Raw genomic sequence first — 24,727 nt, 5'->3', positions numbered from 1 at the left:
TTAACTATCCTGTTGCATTGCTTCGAGCTCTTCCCAACGCTCAAATGCAATTTCAAGCTCCTGCTCTTTAGCAGTTAACTTGTCTAAAATTGGTTGTGTCACATCTACAGACTGACTAAAGAAATCTGCATCGTTGACTTGCTCTTGCATTGATTCTATTTCAGCTTCTAATTCTTCGAGTTGTTGCGGCAGAGTTTCTAATTCACGCTGCAGTTTATAAGATAACTTCTTAGACTTAGGCTTCGCAGGCTCCGATTTGGGAGCTGGCTCAACCGATTTTTCTTGTTTGACGGCGTTTTCGACACTACGTGATTGCAGTACTTGAGAGCGCTGTTGCTGAGCATCGTGATAGCCACCGACAAACTCTTCTATTTTCCCGTTACCTTCAAAAATCCAACTCGTCGCCACTGTATTGTCTACAAACTCACGGTCGTGGCTGACTAACAATAAAGTACCTTGATAATTGGCAAGCAAATCTTCCAAAAGTTCCAAAGTTTCGATATCTAAATCGTTGGTTGGTTCATCTAGAACCAATAAATTGTTGGATCTTAGGAACAAACGAGCGAGCAGAAGTCTGTTTTTCTCGCCGCCTGACAGCGCTTTTACTGGTGTTCTTGCGCGTTTAGGAGCGAATAAGAAATCTTGAAGATAGCTCAATGCGTGACGTTGACGACCACCTACAGTCACTTCTTGTTTACCATCAGCAAGGTTGTCTAACACCGTTTTTTCAGGGTCTAAAACTTCACGATATTGATCAAAATAGGCCACTTCCAGCTTCGTACCACAGTGCAAACGGCCACTGTCCGCCTCCAACTGACCCAAAAGAAGCTTCAGCAGTGTACTCTTACCACAACCATTCGGACCAATCAGTGCAATGCGATCGCCGCGCATAATATTGAAGCTAAAGTTATCAACGAGGCGTTTGCCATCAATGGCATAACTTAATTTTTCTGCTTCAAATACAATCTTTCCTGAACGAGCAGCATCATCGATTTGCAGGTTAACTTTACCCTGCACTTCACGTCTTTCACTACGCTCCTCACGAAGCTTTTTCAACGCCCTTACTCGACCTTCGTTGCGCGTACGACGAGCCTTAATACCCTGACGAATCCAAACCTCTTCTTGAGCCAATTTCTTGTCAAATTCAGCGTTTTGCAGCTCTTCTACTCGCAGTAACTCTTCTTTCTCATTGAGATAATTTTCATAGTCGCCTGGGAAAGAGTTCAATTGACCACGATCTAAGTCTACAATGCGAGTCGCCATAGATTTAATGAATGAACGGTCGTGAGAAATAAAGATAATTGAGCCACGGAAGTCCTTTAAGAATCCTTCCAACCATTCAATCGTTGTAACGTCTAGGTGGTTGGTAGGCTCATCAAGAAGCAATACATCCGGTTCACACACCAACGCACGAGCCAACGCAGCTTTACGCTGCCAACCACCAGATAAATCGGTAAGTTTTGTATGACCATCAAGCTTCAAAGAGCCCAAAACGTTCTGAATTCTGTCTTCGAAACGCCAAGCGCCTGCGTGTTCCAACTGCTCTTGCACGTTAGAAAGCTTTTTAATATTGGACTCAGATGGGTCAACGGCAACGAGATCGAGCAGATCGTTATAGATCCTTAATTGCTCACCGACTTCTTGTAGTCCACCAGCAACATAATCAAAAACCGTTCCTTCCTGATTACGAGGAGGGTCTTGCTCTAAACGAGAGACAACAACATCTTGCATCACTTGCATTTTGCCATCATCCAACAGGATTTCGCCTGCGATGATTTTCATTAACGTCGACTTACCAGCGCCGTTTCGTCCAACCAAACACACTCGCTCGTTTTCTTGTAATGCAAAATCTGCGTGATCGAGTAAAGGGTGATCACCGAGAGCCAGTAAACCGTTATGAATGGTAATTAATGCCATTATTTTCTAACCACTGAGTTAATTCTGAAAAATCAAAAGGCCAGTTAAGCTCTGAACCTTGATATGAGACAACGGGTATAGTTACCCCGTAACGAGAAAACAGTTCATCGTCGAATGCAATGTCAATCACTTCAACTTGAGAAGAGACATTTGCTTGATTTAGTAAAGCGAAGGCCATCTCGCATAGATGACAGCCCTCTGTACTATATAAAGTGATCACTCAACCTTCCCTATTAATTATTCCCTAGAGTTGCTTATGAGTAACAATCCAACAGTTATGGATATGCTTATTGCGCTCAAAATCGAGCGGAAGCGTTTGTGCTGAAATATTTTTCGCTTCCAAGCCCAAGTTACTGAGTTCTTCCATATCCATCTTAAAATGACGCTTGTTGTTCGAGAAAACGATGGTGCCATCTGGGCGTAGAATACGCTTGAGGTTCTTCATTAACTGAATATGATCTCTTTGAACATCAAAAGACTGTTCCATGCGTTTCGAGTTGGAGAACGTCGGTGGATCGATAAAGATTAGATCATACTGACCCGAAGCCTGATCCAGCCACTGAAGGCAATCCGCTTGGATAAACTGATGTTGACGCCCTACTTGACCATTTAGCTTCATGTTGTCTTTAGCCCATTCAAGATAGGTATTCGACATATCAACCGTAGTAGTTGATTTTGCACCACCGCAAGCCGCGTGAACGGTGCCTGAACCTGTGTAGGCAAATAAGTTCAAGAAGTCTTTACCTTGAGCCATCTCACCCAATTTACGACGAGTGATTTTGTGATCTAAGAAAAGACCTGTATCCAAGTAGTCGTGTAAGTTAACGATAAGTTTTACACCATACTCGCTGACTTCCATCGTTTGAGACTGCTGACCAAACTTCTGATATTGGGACGTGCCTTTTTGTTTCTCGCGAACTTTTAGAACCACATTGTTTGCGTTTGTTCCCGTCACCTGAATCGCCGCTCGAATGATGTCAGTAAGACGGCGTTTCGCCTTCTCTTCTGGAATATTTTTAGGCGCTGCGTACTCTTGGATAACAAGCTGGTCTTGATAAACGTCAATCGCTACGTTGTATTCAGGAAGATCGGCATCATAGATACGGTAACAGTCTAAACCTTCTCGTTTCGCCCATTTACCAATCTTGCCAATGTTCTTCTTCAATCGATTTGAGAAATCTGGAGCAATTTGTGTTGATTGTGACTGCTGCTCATCTTCAGAACGTTCACGAGCTGAAATTGAGTAGTTCTTTTGGTGACAAGGTAACGCACCGTTATTCAACTTGTATTGTTTCTCAGCACGCATACGCAAACAACTTAGCAGTTCATCTGAACTAGAGAAGATAGATGCCTGACAACCACCAAACTCTGATTTCAACTGAGCACCAAATGCAGTGTAAAGCGCAATCAAACCAGGATGAGTTCCCAAACGTTCACCATACGGCGGGTTACATACAATGACGCCATTCTCAAAGCCTTGTGGCTTCTTAAGCAGAGAAGCATCACCAAGCTCGAATTGAATCAAGTTTTCTACACCAGCTCGTCTAGCGTTATCTTTAGCTGTTTTCAGTACACGACTATCATTATCTAGGCCAAAGAACTTAGTGTCAGTTTTATTGACACCCCTTTTTGCTTGAACACTCGCTTCAGATTTCACCTCTGCCCATAGCTCTGGTTCAAAATCTTCAAGTGACTCAAAGCCCCATTTCTCGCGCTTAAGTCCAGGTGCGATATTTGCAGCCATCATTGCAGCTTCAATCAATAGAGTTCCCGAGCCACACATAGGGTCTAGCAATGGCTTAGAGGCATCCCAACCACTACGTAGAATGATTGCTGCAGCCAAAGTTTCTCGAAGTGGCGCTCGTCCAGATTCCGGTCTGTAACCTCGGACATGTAAGCCACCACCAACCATATCGATACCCAGCAGCGCTTTATCATTATGTAAACGAACATGAATGCGAAGATCTGCATGATCTTTACTGATCGAAGGGCGTGGGAGATTTTTCTTTTCAAAACAATCAACTACGGCGTCTTTAACTTTCATTGCACCGTATTGACTGTTACGGATCTCTCGGTTTGTACCGTTGAAGTCAACAACAAACTTTTTAGAGCTGTGAAAATGATTGACCCAATTCACTGACGTTGCCGAAAGGTACAAGTCCATATCATTTTGACAATTGAATTCTGTAATAACACGTACAAATCGTGAAGCAAGTCGGCTCCATAAACAACAACGGTAAATTTGCTCATTTGACGCCTTGAATTTCACCCCTGCTTGTACAGGTTTGGCGTCTGAAATCCCTAATTTTGTTAATTCTTCTACTAATAGGTTCTCAAGACCGTTTGAGGTTACCGCTAGATACTGATTCATACTGTTCTTTAGCTAATAAAAATGGTGTCAGATTATAACTGACAATGGACAACTTGCCCAAATCTAAACACCCCAAATCCATAAAAACACAAAACATCCTTTCTATTACCCAAAAAACCGCCGGGTAAATCATCACTAAGGCTAAAGCTAATAATTTAAGGGCCCATAGCGATAGTGAGTATTTATTCACCCTTGAATTGGACTATACCAGATGCATTTTTACACTGTAAATTAGTTACAAAATTAGCTAAAACAGGAATTTTTCGTTGAGTTGGGGGTGAGATTTGTGCGATTTGGATGTCACATTTGAAGGAAAATAAATGTAATTAATTTGTCAGAATCAAAAATGAGATAGCAGTAACGGATGTTACCCTACCTGTCGATGACAAATTTGAGGCAAAAAAAATCGGCTTTACGCCGATGGGAAATGAAACAAAGGAACGAAAATACTAGGGAAAGTTAACCTACCATCGCCATAGGCTGCGGTAGCAAAATTTGATTTGCTGAAGCCATTCGATCATGCATGACTTTAATAACCTGTCCAAAGCGCAATTGCTTTGAACCGTTTAACGCAAAATCTTCAAGGTCAACGAGTGCACAAAGACTTGCACTGTCGCCCACTTCTAAGACGATAAAATAGCCTTGGCCATTACTGTTAACCAAGCTGACAACTTCACCCTCTTCTGGAGAATAACCACTGCTTTGATAGTCGAAGAACCAGCTCTTAGGTTGAACTGGCTTATGGAAGCGTTTAGCGGCTACACAATATAGAACTAATTCTACTTTGCGCGGCTCACTGAGATTTAAGCAATCAATACGCTCCTTATATGTTTGATAGTCGGAAGCGTCATCAACGGTAAATTGATTAGATGCAAAAGCGCAATCTACTAATAGATTGCTGCTAAGGTTGGTGCGAAACACCATATCCTCACCCAGTTCTAGCATCAGATAACCTTCACTATCTGAGTAGTACCAATTCCATTTGTCACTCGGTTTAAGCATTGTCCTGACTCTCTATATATTTTTTATCAGACTATTTAGGTAAAACGCTTAATTACCCTTGCCAACTAACTGAAGTTCATTCTAAGAGAGGAAAAACAAAAAAAAAGAGGAAATGATTTGCTCATTCCCTCTCTACATTACCTTGTCACTTTTGCGTAAATCTATACACCGCAAGACAAATTAGATGTTTTTTACTATGTCCGCTACCAAACCTGGTCCTTGGTAAATGAAGCCGCTGTAAACTTGAACAAGTTTTGCACCAGCCAACAATTTTTCTTTAGCGGCAACATATGAATCAATACCACCAACACCAATAATCGGAATTTGATCGCCTAGCTCACGGTATAAACATTTGATCACTTCAGTGCTGCGAGATTGAAGTGGTTTACCACTTAGCCCACCCGCTTCATTGCCGTGCTTCATACCTTCAACCAAAGAACGATCCAAAGTAGTGTTAGTTGCAATGACACCATCGATTTGGTTCTTAAGTAATGATGCACAAATTTGCTTAATTTCGTCATCACTCAGATCTGGTGCAATTTTAAGAGCTAAAGGAACATACTTATCATGCTTGCTAGCAAGTTCAGCTTGTTTTTCCTTCAGCGCTGCTAATAGTTCATCGAGTGCTTCACCGTACTGTAAAGTGCGCAGTCCAGGAGTATTTGGCGATGAGATGTTTACAGCAATATAACCAGCATACTGATAAACCTTCTCCATACAGATCAAATAGTCATCCGCACCCTTTTCGATTGGTGTGTCTTTATTTTTACCGATATTGATACCGATAATCCCGTCGTAATTGGCTTTCTTTACATTCTCAACTAGGTTATCAACGCCTAGGTTATTAAAACCCATACGGTTGATGATCCCTTCTGCTGGAATTATACGGAAAAGACGTGGTTTGTCGTTTCCGGATTGAGGACGAGGAGTTACTGTCCCTACTTCTACAAATCCGAAACCCATAGCACCAAATGCATCAATACATTCGCCATTTTTATCAAGACCAGCCGCAAGGCCAACAGGGTTTTTGAATGTTAATCCCATACATTCAACTGGTCGATTAGGGAGATGTTGACGATAGAAGAGATCAAGAGGAGTGCCGGTAAAACGTTTGAAGTTTTGGATGGCAAGATCATGCGCCTTTTCAGCATCCAATTTGAAAAAGCCAGTTCTGGCTAAGCGGTAGAGCATTGTGCCTCCGATAGAAAAAAGCCCCGATTAAACGGGGCGTAATTATTGTCTTATTCGGCTAACAATTCAAACTTTATTCAACCGCTTGGCAGTTTAAGTTGAGCAGCATCAATTCTCTTAATGCAACAGAGAATTTCGCAAACTCATGGACTGTACCGACTTTGAACTCATTGAGGATATTTTCCCAACGGTGTAAAGAGACTGAATTTGCTTCCATCCACTCATCCAGCGCTTTGATGACGTCCAACTCACCACTTGCACATTCACAGTTAAGCACTTGTGCGGTTAGTTGACGTTGCTGCCAATCCAGATCTTCTCTGAATGCTGCACGTGCCAATACTTGCCAGTTATTGTCTGTCGCTTGGTTATTAATCTGTTTCAAGAACCAGTGCAGAGACAAGCGGTCGCCAAGGTTAAAGTACAGTTTGGCTGTTTGCTCAACTGTTTTCTGTTTTTCCTTAGCCACTGTAGATATATCCAGTACTGAGTGTAAGCTAGACAAACGAGCCACATAGTTAGCCAGTTTAGGTTCGATACCTTTATCGATCCAAGCCTTAGCCATAACGTTGTGCTCTTCTACTTCTTCAGCCACAAGAACATCATCAAGTTTGTTGGCGATAGCTTCTACATCTGCTTTGTACAACTCAATCAAATCACGAACTGATTGTTTGCCCGGACGATTACGTAACAACCAACGAGATAGACGGCGCAGAGTACGGCGAACATGGAACATCACTTCGTATTGCGTTAATGCATCAGCTTTGTTATCCAGCTTACGGACTTCTTCAAGCACTGAACCTAACTTGTAGATTTCACGGGCAGCAGCGTATGCATTAGTAATATCGACAGCGTTTGAACCTGTTTCCTCCTGCAAACGAGTAACGAAGTTACAACCCATTTCGTTAACCATTTGATTCGCAAGCGCTGTTGCAATAATTTCAGCACGTAGCGGATGGTTCTGCATGTGTTGTGAATAGTTACGACGTAACTCAGTTGGGAAGTATTGCATTAGCTGCTGAGCATGGAACTCGTCATTCGCAATCTCTTCACAAGCCAATTCGTCTTTCAACACCATCTTGCCATAGGCGACGAGTACAGAAAGCTCTGGGCGCGTTAAACCTTGACCAAGTTTTTCACGCTCAAGCAGTGTTTCGTCATCAGGAATATATTCCAATGCACGATCCAAATGCCCTGCTTTCTCCAATTGGTGAATAAAGCGAATCTGTTCTTTAACGACAGCAACACCTTGTTGCTCGGTCACAGAAATCGATTCTGACTGAACATACGCATCTTCAATTACGATCGCGCCGACTTCGTCTTCCATTGATTCAAGAACTTGGTTACGTTGCTTGATCGTCATGTCGCCATTTGCAACCAGACCGTTCAAGAAGATCTTAATGTTCACTTCGTTATCTGAGCAATCCACACCGCCAACGTTATCAACGAAATCGGTGTTCACTCGGCCGCCTTTCAGTGCGTATTCCACACGTCCAAGCTGAGTCATACCTAAGTTGCCGCCTTCACCGACAATCTTAGCGTTGAGATCACGGCCATCGATACGCAATGCATCGTTCGCACGGTCACCCACATCGGTGTGCGTTTCACGCGAAGATTTAACGTAAGTACCGATACCGCCGTTCCATAACAGATCAACTTCCATGCAAAGGATCATCTTAATCAGCTCATTTGGAGCAACCGATCCTTTTTTAGTCCCTAACATCTTCTGAATTTCAGGCGTTAAGGTAATAGATTTTGCCTTCCGTGAGAAAATACCACCTCCCTTTGAAATCAATTTAGGGTTGTAGTCTTCCCAGCTAGAACGTGGAAGATTGAACAAGCGATTACGCTCTTCCCAACTGCTTGCTGCATCTGGAGTTGGATCAATAAAGATATGTAAGTGGTTAAATGCACACTGTAGACGGATGTGTTTTGATAGCAGCATACCGTTACCAAATACGTCACCCGCCATATCACCGACACCAACTGCAGTGAAGTCTGTGGTTTGACAATCAATACCTATTTCGCGGAAATGACGTTTAACTGATTCCCAGCCGCCTTTCGCGGTAATACCCATCGCTTTGTGGTCATAACCATTCGAACCACCAGAGGCGAAAGCATCACCTAACCAGAAGTTGTATTCCGCAGAAACCGAGTTAGCAAGGTCAGAGAATGTTGCAGTACCTTTATCTGCCGCAACAACCAAATATGGATCGTCTTCATCGTGGCGAACTACGCTCACAGGTGCAACAAGATCGCCTTCTACAATGTTGTCTGTAACGTCTAATAGCGCACGAATAAAGCGTTTATAACAACGCTGACCTTCAGCGAAAATTTCATCACGAGTGTTGTAAAGGTACTGTTTCTTACAAACGAAGCCACCTTTTGCACCTACAGGTACAATTACTGTGTTCTTAACTTGTTGTGCTTTTACCAGACCAAGGATTTCAGTACGGAAATCTTCTTGACGGTCAGACCAACGCAAGCCACCACGCGCTACCTTGCCGCCACGTAGATGCACACCCTCAATATCTGGCGCGTAAACGAAGATTTCAAAAGCAGGCACAGGTGCCGGAATCTCTGGGATCTCTTTTGGCTTCATCTTTAATGCTAACCAAGGTTTTGGTTGCTTATCTTCATCCAATTGGTAGTAGTTGGTGCGGTAAGTCGCTAGGATCATTTCCATGTAGCGACGAATGATACGGTCATCATCAAGACTTTCTACATGATCTAACTGTTCTGTGATCTTGTTAATCAGTTCAGTTTGACCTTTTTGAGCGCCTTTATGTTTAGGATCAAAACGACGTACAAACAGATCCACCAAGCCTTTCGCCACATCAGGATAGTGACTTAATGTATCTTCGATGTATTGTTGGCTGAATGGGAAACCCACTTGGCGCATATAACGAGCGTAAGCACGAAGAATCGAGACTTCTCTGCCTGTTAAAGAAGCGCCTAGAACTAAACGGTTGAAACCGTCGCTTTCCAGATCACCATACCAAATAGCCGCAAATGCTTGTTGGAAACGATCACGAGCTTCACGAAGATCAACTTGGTTTTCACTCTTATGAAGCATTGAGAAATCTAGGATCCAATAAACCTGACCGTTTGACTTGATCACTTCGTATGGCGATTCACCAATCACGCGCAAGCCCAAGTTTTCAAGCATTGGCATCACATCAGAAAGATGGATAGGTTCATCACGGTGATACAATTTCAGGCGTACCGCTTTAGAATCTTTGGTTTCTTCTTGCGGACGGTAGAACAGCATGCCCAGTTTGTTTTCTTCATTGAGAGCTTCAAGGCGCTCAATATCTGCAACCGCAGAAGCTGGCATTACATCTTCTTTATATGAACGAGGGAATGCATGAAGATATTGTTTTGAAAGCGGTAAACCTTTGCTTTCGCCACAGTTCGCCACGATCGCTTCAGACAAACGATCATCCCAAGTTGTTGATGCTTCCATTAAGTTTTGCTCTATTTTCTTCACATTCACGTCCATATTGTTGTTATCAACACGAACGATGTAATGAGTTCTTGCAAGTGGGCTTTCAGAGAAATACGTTGTGAACTCGACTTCTTGTTCACAACCAAAATACTGTTTAAAAATGCGTTGAGTCTGACGACGCAACTCAGTGTTGTAACGCTCTTTTGTTACATACACCATACAGCTAAAGAAACGGCCAAACGGGTCTTTGCGTACAAACAGACGTAGAAGATCTCGGTCCTGCATTTGTACAACACCCATACCGACTTCTAACAATTCTTCTTCGGTCGCTTGAAGCAGTTCATCGCGTGGGTAGTTTTCTAGAATGTTGTGCAGCGCTTTATAAGCGTATGAACCAACACGGTAGCGACTAGCACTGAGTATACGTTCCACTTTTTCGCGAATAAGAGGAATGCTTTGTACGGCTTGGTTATATACCGCTGATGTGTACAAACCTGTAAAGCGGTGCTCGCCGACCACTTTTCCGTTTTCATCAAACTTTTTAATTCCGATGTAATCGGTATACGCCGGACGATGGATACGAGATTGCTTATTGCCTTTAGTTAGAATTAATAAGTAGGCTTTTTTCGCTTCTAGACGTGCTGAATCTGAAAACTCAGATAGTTTTACTGAACGAACGCGATCACTTTGTGAGAAAAGACCAAGCCCCGCTTCATCAGTAGGTCTTAGTGTGGTGTCGCCTTCAATCTCAACAAGATCGTATTCTTTGTAGCCCATGAAGGTAAAGTTATGATCACCTAACCAACGTAAGAATGCCATGGTCTCCTGAAAACGATCAGATTCTGGAAGACGATCAACATTTGCTTCAAGTTGACTGATAACTTGATCCAGTTTATTTACCATAGGTTTCCAGTCTTTAACGACCAGAGCGGTATCAAGCAGAATTTCTAGCAGTTCATCCTGAAGAGTTTTCATCTCTGCTTTATTGCTCAAACGATCGACTTCAATATGGAATAAAGACTGAAGAGGCCCTTCTCCGTTATTGATGCTCTTGATTGCGCCTTTATCATCACGATCAATTTGAGTAGGACCATTTAGCATTAGGTGGGCAGTTAAATCTAGTCGGCTTAATGCCATCTTAATAGAGTCAACATGGAAAGGACCATCAGGAACAACAATCTCGACAATCGTATGGGTAGACTCCCAACCATGTCGGCTTACTGTTGGATTGAAAACTCGAACAGAGTAATCATCGCTCTTCTTCTCACAGATATGATGCCAAAGGCTGACAACTGCACCGTATAAATCCGATTCATTTCGTTCAGCTAAATCATCTTGCGATACATTGCTAAATAAATGTTGAGCGAGTTGAGTAACCAAAGGTTGTTGTTTTTGCTCAAGTTTGTCTTGAATCAGTTGGTAAACTTTTTCAAGTAGAACCGGCATCAAAGTCTCACGCGCGGTCATAGGCGACTCCAGATTAGAATTATGTTTTGTAGGGGATGCAGTAAGAATATAACCTACCGCTGGTAATGCATGTTTTATTGTAAAAGTTTTAGGAACTAAACGTTAATATTTTTAACATTTCCACACAGCCAAATGTTTGAGAATGTGACTAAGATTCCTATTTAAACATCTGGTAATAACTTTCTTCATAGCATTTCTAACTTTATAAACTTGTTATTTTGGTCAGTTATCAATCTAAATCGACCTTTTACTCCAATTTGGCTAAGAAATGGCCGAAATCTTGATGCTGGCAACTGCAAACGCAATCCCTGCTCTGTTGCAACTAAAATGGAACTTGCCGCTCCCGAATAATGTGCCAAATAAGCTTGATACGAAATGTTGAGTGAAAAATAGTAATGCTTCATAGACCAATCACCGCAGCGATGAATTGTGGTTTAGAAATAAAAAAGGTGGCATCGAAATGCCACCACTGCCTATTGTTAATCTTCTAGTGCTTTAGAGACTTTTTCATAAAGATCTCTCGCTAAATTATCCATCGCTTTTAACGCTTCAAGCTCTTTTCTAATTAATCCTTGTCGCTCTTCATCGTATTTACGGAATTTAAGCAGAGGGTCAATTAAACGAGATGCCACTTGTGGGTTACTACTGTTGAGCTCGCGAAGTATTTCGCCCGCAAAACGATAGCCTTCACCACTCTTCGCATGGAAGTTAACCGGGTTGTTATTTAAGAAAGCACCAATCAGATTACGAGTACGGTTTGGGTTCTTCAAACTGAACGCTTCATGATTCATCGTTTTCTTAATCACTTCTAGTGCATCACTCGCCGGGTTGCAACCCTGTAGAGTAAACCACTTGTCCATCACTAAACCGTCATGTTTCCACTTATTGCTGTAATCCGCCATTTGGGCTTCACGACATGCAAGCCCTGTACTGTTCGCCGCACTCATGGCTGCGATAGTGTCAGTCATATTGTTCGCTTGGTTGTATTGTTTCTCCACTAAAGCATTACCTTGCTCAGTGTACGCTAGGTAGGACAAACAGATATTACGTAATGCGCGTTTACCAATGGCTTCATGGCTAATGGTGTATTCATTTTGTTTTAGCGTTTGATATGTTGCACCTAATTCATCTTCAAGTTCAGTCGCAAGAATAACTTTGAATGCTTTAAGCACATTGGCAATCGCATCAACATCTACACACTTGTACCAACCAGACACTTCGTTATGGCTCGGTAGTGAAAGCATCTCGGCAACAAATGCAGGTTCTAAAGAATCACTCAATAAAACACCGCGGAATGCATCGACAACAACAGCAGGTAATTCAACCTTTTGTCCTTGTTGTTCGCGAGTTACATTGTCACGAATATACTTAGCCATTAATATTTGACCAGCATCCCAACGTGCAAATTCGTTAGTCGCATTGGACATTAAGAATACTAACTCTTCATCTGAGTAGTCATATTCCAACTTCACCGGAGCAGAAAACTCTCTCAGTAACGATGGGATTGGTTTTTCTGTCACGTTCTCAAATACAAATGTTTGCTCCGCTTGAGTAACATTCAGCACATTCGCAACAGGATTACCTTTGCTTTGCAAAGGAATCACACTTCCATCTTTTGCATAAAGCTCAATGTTAAAAGGAATATGCAGAGGTTGCTTCTCTTTTTGATCGTGCGTTGGTTCTGTCGACTGACAAACCGTTAGCGCATACGTTTTTGCTTCAGCATTGTATTCACTGCTTACGGATACCTTTGGTGTACCCGACTGGCTGTACCATAAACGGAACTGCTTCAGATCAACACCGGATGCATCTTCCATCGCAGCGACAAAATCTTCACACGTTGCAGCTGTACCATCATGGCGTTCAAAGTATAACTTCATACCTTTTTGGAAACCTTCCTCACCAAGCAAAGTATGCATCATTCGAATCACTTCGCTGCCCTTTTCATACACAGTCAACGTGTAGAAGTTATTCATTTCTATCACTTTGTCTGGGCGAATTGGGTGCGACATTGGGCTTGCATCTTCAGCAAACTGAGGGCCACGAATAATGCGAACATTGTTGATACGGTTCACGGCACGAGAACCTAAATCTGAAGAGAATTCCTGATCGCGGAATACCGTTAAGCCTTCTTTCAAGCTTAACTGGAACCAGTCACGACAAGTAACACGGTTACCTGTCCAGTTATGGAAGTATTCGTGCCCAATCACTGCTTCAATACCAAGATAATCAGTGTCTGTTGCCGTTTGATCATTGGCCAATACAAACTTCGAGTTGAAAATGTTCAACCCTTTGTTTTCCATTGCGCCCATGTTGAAGAAATCAACCGCAACGATCATGTAGATATCTAAATCGTACTCAAGACCAAAACGTTCTTCGTCCCACTTCATTGAGTTAATCAAAGAAACCATCGCGTGGTGCGCTCTGTCTAGGTTGCCTTTATCAACGAATATTTCTAAATCTACGTTGCGGCCAGACTGAGTAACAAACTTATCGTGCAGAACATCAAAATCGCCCGCTACTAAAGCGAATAAGTAAGCGGGTTTTGGATGCGGATCTTGCCATTTCACCCAATGGCGACCATTGTCTACTTCGCCTTGTTCAACTTTGTTACCGTTACTTAGCAGGTATGGATATTGAGCTTTATCTGCAATGACCGTTGTGGTGTATTTCGCTAAAACATCCGGGCGATCTAAATAGTAAGTAATTCTGCGGAAACCTTCAGCTTCACATTGCGTGCAGAACGCACCACCGGATTTATACAAACCTTCTAATGCAGTGTTTGCCTCTGGGTTGATCAAAGTAACAACCGTTAACTCAAACTCCGCCGGTAGCTGACGAATTTCTAAACCAGCTTCCAGTTCAGTGTATTCGTTCCAATCAACGCCATTTACTTTCAGCGCTTGTAACTTAAGATCTTCACCATCCAAAACTAAGATTGTACTGTCCTTCATTTGTTTAATTTGTGAAACAGCAGTTACCGTCGTCTCTGTATCATACAGATCGAAAGTCAGTTCGATTTGAGAAATGGTATGGGATGGTTGAGTATAATCTTTACGATATTTGGCTTGAGGAGTGTGAGCCATTGCCGGAATCCTTTTGACATAATGATATGTGACAATTACAGATCTTAGGCTTGTTATTGCCAATAACAACCCCTAAAAGAAAAAAAGAGATACCCATCACTGGCTATCTCTTATAAATAGAATTCAATTGGTTAATAAACATTCGATTGTCGCCGTCAACGAATTCGATTTAAAACCGCATACATAGAGCCGCCTTCCATATCCAGAGTTAACTGGTCCTGCTGTAGCGTATAGCGAGTATCTTGTTCGCCGTCTTCATACAGCAAAACAAGGTGATCCCCTTCCATGTAATACACACCTTGATGGGTCGTTTCGTTTCCATCACTACCACTGGCTTTAAACAGAAACACAAAATCCGGCTGAAGGATGAGTAACACTTCCGTGAGTTTATCGGCATACAAATCCCGACCGGACAGTGAAGTGCTAGACCACATTCCTGCTAAAGCGTTGGGTAAAGCTTTGGTAAACGTTACACCATTTAAAAACAGCAAATTGTGGTTACTTTGATATTCATAAACCTGAGGATCATCGCTATTTAATCCTAGAATGAGCGTATCACTGTTTGCTGTATACATACCTTCCCAGTGGTCGACACTGTAATCCTTCTTCTGAATATCAATGCTGAAGGTATAGTCGGACTCAAAGTTCAGCTTGATGGCGAGGAAGTTTTCCTCTGATTCCTCTGGGGCTGGATTCAACAAATACCAATCGCCAAGAAGAAACGGCTGATCAAACTGCGTTAAATCTTTAATCGGCCCATTCATTGAACCAAAGGACTGGCCTGTTATCGTCAAAGCAATACAGGCAAAAATAACGGTTATCCATTTCATAGCGATCTCCCTCACTTTTCTTAAGCTTAGGATCGCATGTTAGATTTCGCTAAATTATTTGATACACATCACATTTAGTTGCATATGGATTTTAGGCATGAAAAAAGCGAGCTAACCAGCTCGCCTTTTTATTACATTGAGTTTTCTATTTTTTTGCCGACTTCAGCATATCAACCATGATGGCTACCGATTCGTTCAAATACGCATCAGGCACTTCATAATCTTTCGGCACGTCGTCTAAACTCTTGTATTCTGCTTTTCCAGCATCAACTTGACGTTTGTTGATTCGAGCTAAACGCTCTGCATCGGCTTCATCACTTTTCTTCTTACGAGCTTTTTCGTTTAAAGACAGCGCGTTGTCATCTTTTTCTGCTTTATATTTAGTAATATCTTGTTGGATAAAACCAAACTCAAGATCAGAGGCAATGCGTTGCTGATGCTTTTGCGTCAACGAGGCAATAATCGCTGAGAAATCATGGAGTTTAGAATACTTCGCTTGATCAATGCTGTCCCAAGGAAGCGCATTTGGCTCGACACTCTCACCCGTTTCAGCAGCATCAATTGCAGCAGGGAACGCAATGTCAGGTACTACACCTTTGTTTTGCGTACTACCACCGTCAATGCGATAAAACTTCTGAATCGTGTATTGCACATAGCCCAGCTCTTTATCGAACATATCGTAAATATGATTCAAAGAACGATGCTGCTGTACCGTACCCTTACCGAATGAGTTTTCGCCAAGAATAATAGCGCGACCATAATCTTGCATTGCCGCAGCAAAAATCTCAGAGGCAGAGGCGCTATAGCTGTTGATCAATACCGTCATTGGACCTGAATAACTGATCTTTCCGTCGGTATCGCTGTTTACGTTCACGCGACCATAACTATCACGAACTTGAACAACTGGGCCACTGGTAATAAACAAACCGGATAATGCCGTCGCTTCTGTTAAAGCACCGCCACCGTTATTTCGTAAGTCAACAATGATGCCGTCCACTTTGTCAGCTTTTAACTGAGTAATCAGTTTATCGGTGTCTTGAGAAAGGCCAACGTAGAAACTTGGTACTTCTAGAACACCAATCTTTTTACCACCCTTTTCAATCACTTCTGATTTAACGGCTCTATCTTCTAGACGAATCTTATCGCGGACAATTGTTACAACGTGACGTTTTACATCCTTACCATCAGGTAGAATTTCAAGATTAACCTTAGTGCCCTTCGGACCTTTGATTAACTGAACAACATCATCCAATCGCCAGCCGATAACATCGACGATATCTTCACCATCCTGACCAACGCCAACAATACGATCGCCTTCTGACAATTGCTTGCTGCTTGCAGCTGGGCCACCAGTAACCAACGAAGAAATAACCGTGTAGTCATCCGTCATTTGTAAAACAGCACCAATCCCTTCCAGAGATAAGCTCATCTCAGACTGGAATTGTTCTGCATTACGAGGTGAAAGGTAACTGGTATGCGGGTCAATCTGGCGAGCAAACGCATTCATGTAAAGTTGGAAAACATCTTCACTATGAGTTTGAGTTAGGCGTTTGATAGCATTGTTGTAGCGTTTTGACAGCGTCTCTTTGATTTCAGGCCACTCTTTGCCTGTCAATTTTAGGCTCAAAGCATCGTATTTTACGCGCTTGCGCCATAACTCATCAATTTCAGCTTTATTCTTAGGCCAAGCCGCTTTAGAACGATCAATTTCGATGGTTTCATCAGTATTAAATTTGATTTCTTTATCGAGTAATGACAAAGCATATTTAAAACGTTCGAAACGCTTAATCATCGACAAGTTATAGATTTCAAACGCAATAGCGTTGCTACCTGCCTTGAGTTCATCATCTAATTGAACAGCTTTAAACTGGAAAGAATCGATGTCAGCTTGAGTGAAAAGACTGCGGTTGTAGTCAAGAAGCTCAACGTAACGTTCAAAAATCTCTTGAGAAAATTGATCGTCGAGATTGAAATGCTTGTAGTGAGAACGAGTAAAACGAGAAGTTACCCTTTTACTTGCTGTTTCATGTTGAGCTTCAGGAGCAAGAACGGGTAAATCTTTCTTTTGAATTTGGGCTTCAACAGCCTGAGCTGAAGATGCTGCTAGCCAAACGCTAGCAGCAATCAGAGTCCATTTTGAACGGCATTTCATGCGTAGGAGTTTCTCCTTTAGGCGCGCAAGTGCTCCGCTTTTACAACCATTTGTAGGCCGTTACCAAGTTGAACACGCACGTCTTCCTTATTGATTTCAACAATGGTCGCAGCCATGTTGCCTTTACCCATGTTGATGTTCACTTCTTTACCAACAATGATTTCGTCAGCATTCAAAGCTCTTGTTTCAACAGGTTTACTTTCTGGTTTTGGCCCTTTGTTTTGAGGACGGCGAGGCTGAGCTGCTTTCTTAGCTTTTGGCTTAGCTTTCGCTTCTTCGCGAGCTTTTTTACCTTGTTCTTTACGACGAGCGTCAACACGAGCTTTACTTTCTGCCAACGCTGCTTGTGCATGTTCTACATGTTGCTCTTCAAGCTCTCCACAAGCATTTCCGTCTAGGTCTACACGAACCGCACCAGGTTTTACGCCGTGTAGGTAACGCCATGAAGAAGTGTACTGTCTTAAAGCTGCACGAAGCTGAGTTTTACTAACTTTTGGATCTTCGCCAAGGCGTTCAGCAAGATCTTGAAAAATACCAATTTTAAGAGGCTTCGCTTCACCCTCTAAAGTAAAGCATTTAGGGAAACATTCAGCAATGTACGCAATAACTTCTTTGCTGTTTTTTAACTTTTCAGTGTTTTCCATGAGGATTCCTGGTTTATGCGGCTTGTCCGCGAGCATTAAGAGTAAATATGTTCGGTATTATAGTGACCTGAATACGAAAAACCACAGGCAAAAGACAATTTATGCCTTGTTAGCCTGTGAATTGAGCAGCTTTTCAACTTCTGTCATCAAAAATGTCAGTCCTTCCTCATCAATTTCGGAAAAACGACCCACACTTGGACTGTCAATATCGAGAACACCGACTACTTCACCATTGATTGAAAATGGAATAACAATCTCCGAATTGCTGGCAGCGTCACACGCAATATGACCTTCAAACTCATGAACATCATAAACACGTTGTACACTATTAGTTGAAACTGCTGTGCCGCATACGCCACGTCCGACAGGAATACGCACACAAGCAGGTTTACCTTGGAATGGACCTAATACCAACTCACCTTCTCGCATCAGATAGAAACCAACCCAGTTAAGGTCTTCTAATTCCATGTTGAGTAGTGCGCTTAAGTTAGACAAGTTCGCAATCAAGTCCTTTTCTGATTCTAGTAGTGCGACAGCTTGTTTTGTTAAGCGGTGGTAATGTTCTAATTTCATATAAACTAAACTTCCAATTGAAAAATAAAGACTTCACTTTAGGTTTTAAATGCCTTTAAGTTTTGATTACCTAAAGGTTTTACATATAATGCGCCAAAACTAAATAGGATTCATTCTCATAAAGATGGTAAATTCCACAAACACTATTAGCCGTTCTTGGCTAATAACACAAGCGAAAAAGCATCAATCCAAGCTATTGTTTGCCAATGTAATTGCGATTGTTGCAACGCTAATCAGTGTGCCCATCCCACTGCTTATGCCTCTCATGGTTGATGAAGTGCTGCTAAACCAGCCTTCAACCGGTATCGAGATGATGAATGGTGTTTTGCCATCGTCTTGGCAAACAGCAACAGGTTACATCGTCCTCACTCTAGTACTTGTCGTTCTCATGCGAGCGGCGAGCCAGATGCTCAATATACTGCAAAGCCGACAGTTCACGCTTGTCTCTAAAACCATCACCTATCAGATGCGCAGCAAGATGATAGATAAGTTGGGGCGAATTAGCATAAAACAATACGAGACTCGGGGAAGCGGTGGAATAAATGCCCATTTGGTTACAGATATTGAAACCATAGACCAATTTATCGGGTCTACGTTAAGTAAATTTATTATTGGCCTGTTGACCGTCAGCGGAACAGCGATCGTTTTATTGTGGATTGAGTGGCGTTTAGGGCTCTTTATCCTATTAGTAAACCCTGTCGTGGTTTACTTTTCGCGTTTGCTTGGTAGTAAAGTCAAACACCTGAAGAAAAGAGAAAACCAAGCCTTTGAGCGCTTTCAAAATAGGCTGGTAGAAACCCTCGATGGTATTTATCAACTTAGAGCGGCCAACAAAGAACGTGAATTTCTTACAGAGCTAAAAGAACAGGCCAATGAAGTACGTTTAAGTGCGGACAAATATGCATGGCAATCCGAAGCGGCTGGCCGCTTATCATTCCTGCTGTTTTTACTTGGATTCGAATTGTTCAGAGCGGCGGCGATGCTCATGGTAGTGTTCAGTGATCTTTCTATTGGGCAGATGTTTGCTGTGTTCGGCTATTTGTGGTTCATGCTTTCACCTGTTCAGGAACTGTTGAGCATTCAATTTTCTTGGTATAGCGCCAAAGCCGCGCTTGGCCGAATCAACGCTCTACTTGATTTAGAAGAAGAACATCGCCCAGTCAGTAAAATCAATCCATTTACTGAAGACAAAGAAGTAGAAGTGACGGTTTCAAACGTCAATTTTTCATATGACGGTGAAAACAATGTCCTCAAGGATTTGTCTCTTAATATCCCATCCGGTAAAAAAGTTGCACTGGTCGGAGCAAGTGGCGGAGGAAAATCGACTCTAATACAGCTACTGATCGGTGTTTATCGGGCGAACTCAGGGCAAATTCGTTTCAATGGCGAGACATGCGACGACATTAGTTTCGATGTTATCCGTGGGGAAATTGCCGTTGTTCTACAACAACCTATACTCTTTAATGACACTTTAAGGCACAATTTGACCCTTGGTGGAGAACATGATGAAGCTGAACTGTGGCGCGCTCTTGAAATTGCGCAAATGCAGGATGTGATTAGTAAGCTGGATCATGGATTGGATTCTCAAATTGGCCGCAATGGTATTCGCCTGTCCGGTGGTCAGCGTCAGCGTCTAGCCATTGCACGAATGGTTTTAAGTAATCCAAAATTCGTCATTTTAGATGAAGCGACTTCAGCACTCGATACCGCGACAGAAAGTGCCTTACATAAGGCATTAAACGAGTTTTTAAAAGGACGAACCACTTTGATAGTCGCTCACAGACTTTCAGCGGTGAAACAAGCAGATTTGATTTATGTATTGGAAGATGGACGCGTTAGCCAAGCTGGCACACATAGAGAACTGGTTGAGCAAGAAGGGCTATATCAAACTCTCTACGGTTCGGTGCAATCCTACGCCAATTAGTTACATTGACACATTAAGTTCAAGGGGTATCTGATGAAAGTGAGAGCGATAGAAAAACATCTATCCACTCCTTCTGGAATACGCCTTTGCCAAGGGTGTGAGTTGCCCGTGGACGTCATTAGCGTAGAGAAAGGTAAAAGTGCGTATTGCCCTCGGTGTGGTACGCAACTTTATCGTGGCGGCCAACCTTCCCTATCAGGCAACTTAGCTTTGGCTATTACCTGCCTATTGTTGTTTATACCCTCTCACTTTTTCGATTTTATTCGTATTCGCCTAATAGGCGTTATGATTCCAGCAACACTACCTTCTGGTGTAGAAGCACTCTATAACGAAGGATATGTCGGCTTAGCACTGCTCGTGTTTTTCTGTGCTTCGCTCGCTCCATTTATACTTTGCTGCAGCGTTGTAGGTGCACACGTTGCGTTGAGACACAATAACTTCGCTCTAATGCGCTATTCGCTGCTGCTGATCTCTAAGCTTAAACCTTGGGTTATGATCGATGTATTTCTGGTGAGCATTGCGGTTTCGTGTTTCAAACTAATTGATATTTCAGACGTTTTCGTTGGCCCCGGGCTATACGGACTGGTTCTGCTACAGATATTTACCGTTCTGCTAATCAGTCGTATCAGTGTAAGACGTTATTGGGAAGCTTGGCGACCAGAAACTGAATATCCGCTCGAAGTGAAACATGTGCACTGCCACAACTGCCATCTCTCTCAACCAGAGAGTTCAAATTGCATTCGTTGCCATCAGAAGCTCTACCACAGAAAGCCTAATTCCATTGAAACGACTTGGGCGTACTTATTGGCCGCTACGGTTTCGATTATTCCAGCCAACATTCTGCCAATTTCAATCTTGTTAACCAACGGACAAAGACTCGAAGACACCATATTTTCGGGTGTAGCATCACTGATTAACAGCGGCATGATTGGAATTGCAGTCATCATTTTTGTGGCAAGTATTGTGGTACCGGTCGCCAAAATACTTGGCTTAACTTATCTACTACTTGCCATAAAATTTAAGCGAAGCGTCTTTTTCCGCCAAAGAATGATCATATACTTTGTTATCAAATGGATAGGAAAATGGTCCGTAATGGACCTGTTTGTTATTTCTATAATGTTAGCGGTCGTTGATCGTGGGCAGTTGCTCGATTTTACTCCCGGATACGGTGCCATTGCTTTTGGAATGGTTGTGGTGTTGACGCTGTTAGCAGCAGAAAGCCTCGATCCAAGACTCATTTGGGATAACTACCGCGACGATAACAATAAACAAGAGTCAGTTGATGAATAAAAATATTACTCAGCAAACCTCCTACAAGCCAGATGTCAAAAAGAACAAAGGGATCTCTCCTTTGTGGATTTTGCCTATCCTCACGGTCGTGCTGGCTGGTTGGTTAATAATGAAATCTATCCATGATGCTGGTGAACGCATTCAAATTTACTTCTCTAATGCACAAGGTCTGGTAGCTGGAAGAACACCGGTCCGTTATCAAGGCTTAGAGGTCGGTATGGTCAGAAACATCAAGTTGTCCCCTAACTTAGACAGCATTTATGTCGACACCGACATTTATCCGGATGCGAAAAGACTGCTTTCTGAAAAGACCCGCTTTTGGTTAGTAAAACCCACCGCTAGTTTGTCTGGTATTTCCGGTCTTGATGCTTTGGTATCGGGTAACTACATTGCTATTGACCCGGGAGATGAAATTGTTGAAGACAATGATTATGATGCAGACGACCATCCTCAAAGCTATCGCGCTCTCGACTCTGCACCTTCAGACTTGCTCGCCAATCAAGGGTTAACCATTACTTTGAAAGCTCGAGATTTGGGTGGAATTTCTGTTGGCTCGCAAATCGTCTACAAAAAGATCCCCATCGGTGAGGTATACAACTATCAACTGGCCGATGACAATCAGTCTGTAATTATCGATGCGTCCATTCAAGAGCAATATCGCAATGTCATAACGACGGAAAGCCGTTTTTGGAACGTAAGTGGTATTGGCGCTAACTTAGGTTTAAGTGGTGTTGATATTCGTATGGAAAGTGTAGCTGCTTTGTTAGGTGGGGCTATCGCAGTTGACTCTCCTGACGAAGGAGAACCCGCTGAACAAAATTCTGAATTTAAACTTTATCCGGACCTCAGAACTGCTGGACGTGGTGTCGCCATTAAGATTGTTCTGCCAGACGATAACAACATCAGTGTTTCTGGTGCGCCAATTATGTACAGAGGGTTGGAAATCGGTCAGATCACCAATCTGCAGTTGGATGAAGAACGCAAAGAAATTATTGCATCTGCCGCTATTCAACCTGCCTTCAGCGACATGCTGAACAGTGGCAGCAACTTCATTCTTGAAGAAGCAAAAATCGCACTGACAGGCGTTGAGAACCTAGGCAATCTTATAAAGGGTAACTATCTAACTCTGGTTCCCGGTGAAGGTGATCGCTCTCGTCATTTCGTGGCAGTGCGTAAGCAAGAATTTAACCGTACTCAGGCGAAATCCGTCGCCTTAAAACTTATCGCCGACAGCTCATTTGGTCTGAGTGCTGGCACCGACATTTTGTATCGCGGCGTTGCGGTCGGTAGCGTTACAAAAGTCGCCCTTAAGCCTGATAACGTTGAGTTCGATGTGCTGATTGATGAAGAGTATGTTCCATTTATCGGCTCAAATAGCCGCTTTTATGTTACAGGTACTGCAACCGCCGAACTGACAGAATCAGGGTTAAACGTTTCTATTCCTCCAGCTAAACAGCTACTGACGGGTTCAATTAGCTTTGTCAGTGAAGGCAGTAAGCAAATTCAGTCACAATATCGGCTTTATCAAAGCCAATCGTTAGCTGAATTGGCGAAGTACAATCAGTCTGGCACTCAAACATTTACCTTAATGGCGGAAGAACTTCCTCCAGTCAGTGCGGGTAGCCCACTTCTCTATCGCAACCTGCGAGTGGGGAATGTAGCAGGCTACACGCTGACGTCTAAAGGGGTTGAGATTAAGGTAAAAATAGAGAATCAGTACAAACATCTAATTACGAGTCAAACTGTATTTTGGAACCGTTCAGGTGTCGAAATTGATGCATCGCTGGCAGGAATAAGTGTTAAAGCTGCGCCTCTACAAACATTGATTCAAGGAGGGATAGCGTTTGATAACATCAGTGGTGTTGATAACAAAGTTAATGACAAATGGGTGCTTTATCCAAGCTATCAACAAGCTCAAAAATACGGCAAAACCATTACTCTTACAGCCTCTGGCGATGTGGCGGTTCCTGTCGGTACAAACATCAAATACCAAGGCGTATCTGTAGGTGAAGTGGTCAGCGTCACGCCAAGTTTCACTGCAAATAAGATTTCGATTACCGCGCGCATTAAACCTGAATACAGCAAGAACATTGCCACAAAAGGATCAGTATTCTGGATTGCATCAGCGAAAGTTAGCTTGACTCATGGTATTGAAAACATCGAGAACCTGCTAAGCAAGTCTATTGAGGTTAAGCCGGGAGATGGCGATCCAACCTATTCATTCCCGTTGTCAGAACTGCCATATAAGAAAACCAGTATCTCGTTTACCCTACAAAGCGAAGATAAAGGCTCGGTTTCCGTTGGCACCCCTGTTTTGTTTAGAGGCATGGATGTAGGTCGAGTAACTCGAGTGCAGTTAGGAAACCTTGCTGACAGAGTGATTTCGACTATCGAAATTGAACCTGAGTACAGCTATCTCATTCGCCAAAACAGTGTCTTCTGGAATGTTTCCGGTGTTGATGTTTCGATTGGCTTATCTGGTGCGGACATCAAGGCAGGTACGTTTGACAGTATTGTTCGCGGTGGTATTACCTTCTCGACACCAGAACAAAAACAGCTCATGCCTGCTGCCAAAGCGGGACAGTCGTTCTACTTGTACTCGCGCGCTGAAGAAGGTTGGAAACAATGGCGCACACCTATTCCTCAACCAAACTAGTCTGCAACCGGACTAGCAACTTCAAAGTAGTAAGAAATAAGCGTGGAAACACGCTTTTTTCATTTATCTGCTTAACAACGCTTAATCCAGCAGTAAAACCACGACTTCAAATAAAACTGTGATGCCGCTATAATCTGCCGCCTACTACCTACTCTGCCCTTTAGCTAATCGAGAATACG

The 24,727-nt window shown here is 42.7% G+C and carries 15 protein-coding genes; 3 read left to right on the top strand and 12 right to left on the bottom strand.

Translation table 11 applies throughout. The features are described 5' to 3' along the window. From AAGA51_RS07470 to AAGA51_RS07415, 12 genes are all read right to left on the bottom strand, one after another. On the bottom strand, positions 1 to 1,917 hold the full coding sequence (locus tag AAGA51_RS07470) for an ABC transporter ATP-binding protein (RefSeq protein WP_042482438.1): 1,917 nt from the start codon (positions 1,915 to 1,917) through the stop codon (positions 1 to 3). Continuing rightward, the gene (locus tag AAGA51_RS07465) at positions 1,895 to 2,137 is read right to left on the bottom strand and encodes a glutaredoxin family protein (protein WP_081878675.1); all 243 of its coding nucleotides are present in this window, start codon (positions 2,135 to 2,137) and stop codon (positions 1,895 to 1,897) included. The genes AAGA51_RS07470 and AAGA51_RS07465 overlap by 23 nt, the downstream gene beginning before the upstream one ends. 24 nt (positions 2,138 to 2,161) lie before the next feature. Beyond that, positions 2,162 to 4,288 (bottom strand): bifunctional 23S rRNA (guanine(2069)-N(7))-methyltransferase RlmK/23S rRNA (guanine(2445)-N(2))-methyltransferase RlmL, encoded by a 2,127-nt coding sequence (gene rlmKL, locus AAGA51_RS07460; RefSeq protein WP_042482443.1) that lies wholly within the window; start codon positions 4,286 to 4,288, stop codon positions 2,162 to 2,164. Positions 4,289 to 4,747: 459 nt separating this feature from the next. Continuing rightward, entirely contained in the window at positions 4,748 to 5,290 is a 543-nt protein-coding gene (locus tag AAGA51_RS07455) for a cell division protein ZapC (protein ID WP_042482445.1), read from the bottom strand. Positions 5,291 to 5,470: 180 nt separating this feature from the next. Then, on the bottom strand, positions 5,471 to 6,481 hold the full coding sequence (gene pyrD / locus AAGA51_RS07450; protein WP_042482448.1) for a quinone-dependent dihydroorotate dehydrogenase: 1,011 nt from the start codon (positions 6,479 to 6,481) through the stop codon (positions 5,471 to 5,473). A gap of 73 nt (positions 6,482 to 6,554) precedes the next feature. After that, positions 6,555 to 11,393 carry an NAD-glutamate dehydrogenase gene (locus AAGA51_RS07445; RefSeq protein WP_042482452.1) on the bottom strand — a complete coding sequence of 1,613 codons (4,839 nt, stop codon included), beginning with the start codon at positions 11,391 to 11,393 and terminating at the stop codon, positions 6,555 to 6,557. 185 nt (positions 11,394 to 11,578) lie between these two features. Beyond that, positions 11,579 to 11,797 carry a DUF2835 domain-containing protein gene (locus AAGA51_RS07440; RefSeq protein WP_081878676.1) on the bottom strand — a complete coding sequence of 73 codons (219 nt, stop codon included), beginning with the start codon at positions 11,795 to 11,797 and terminating at the stop codon, positions 11,579 to 11,581. A gap of 75 nt (positions 11,798 to 11,872) precedes the next feature. Then, entirely contained in the window at positions 11,873 to 14,479 is a 2,607-nt protein-coding gene (pepN, locus tag AAGA51_RS07435; protein ID WP_042482454.1) for an aminopeptidase N, read from the bottom strand. A gap of 155 nt (positions 14,480 to 14,634) precedes the next feature. Next, on the bottom strand, positions 14,635 to 15,309 hold the full coding sequence (locus AAGA51_RS07430; protein ID WP_042482457.1) for a hypothetical protein: 675 nt from the start codon (positions 15,307 to 15,309) through the stop codon (positions 14,635 to 14,637). A gap of 145 nt (positions 15,310 to 15,454) precedes the next feature. Further along, positions 15,455 to 17,461, bottom strand: a complete 2,007-nt coding sequence (gene prc, locus AAGA51_RS07425; protein ID WP_042482460.1) for a carboxy terminal-processing peptidase — start codon at positions 17,459 to 17,461, stop codon at positions 15,455 to 15,457. Between the two features lie 17 nt (positions 17,462 to 17,478). Further along, on the bottom strand, positions 17,479 to 18,105 hold the full coding sequence (gene proQ, locus AAGA51_RS07420) for an RNA chaperone ProQ (RefSeq protein WP_042482463.1): 627 nt from the start codon (positions 18,103 to 18,105) through the stop codon (positions 17,479 to 17,481). Positions 18,106 to 18,204: 99 nt separating this feature from the next. Then, positions 18,205 to 18,678: a GAF domain-containing protein gene (locus AAGA51_RS07415; protein ID WP_042482467.1), complete on the bottom strand. Its 474-nt coding sequence runs from the start codon at positions 18,676 to 18,678 to the stop codon at positions 18,205 to 18,207. Between the two features lie 124 nt (positions 18,679 to 18,802). Between AAGA51_RS07415 and AAGA51_RS07410 the strand changes: the two genes are divergently transcribed. From AAGA51_RS07410 to AAGA51_RS07400, 3 genes are read left to right on the top strand one after another with little or no spacing between them, the layout of a single operon-like run. Continuing rightward, the gene (locus AAGA51_RS07410; RefSeq protein WP_042482470.1) at positions 18,803 to 20,602 is read left to right on the top strand and encodes an ABC transporter ATP-binding protein; all 1,800 of its coding nucleotides are present in this window, start codon (positions 18,803 to 18,805) and stop codon (positions 20,600 to 20,602) included. A 33-nt stretch (positions 20,603 to 20,635) separates the two neighbouring features. Further along, positions 20,636 to 21,892 (top strand): paraquat-inducible protein A, encoded by a 1,257-nt coding sequence (locus AAGA51_RS07405; RefSeq protein WP_042482472.1) that lies wholly within the window; start codon positions 20,636 to 20,638, stop codon positions 21,890 to 21,892. Then, complete coding sequence (locus tag AAGA51_RS07400; RefSeq protein WP_042482475.1) at positions 21,885 to 24,548, top strand: MlaD family protein; 2,664 nt, start codon at positions 21,885 to 21,887, stop codon at positions 24,546 to 24,548. The genes AAGA51_RS07405 and AAGA51_RS07400 overlap by 8 nt, the downstream gene beginning before the upstream one ends. Positions 24,549 to 24,727 lie beyond the last annotated feature (179 nt).

The organism is Vibrio diazotrophicus, from assembly GCF_038452265.1.
Taxonomy (GTDB): Bacteria; Pseudomonadota; Gammaproteobacteria; order Enterobacterales; family Vibrionaceae; genus Vibrio; species Vibrio diazotrophicus.
This window is presented reverse-complemented; position numbering and strand designations above follow the sequence as displayed.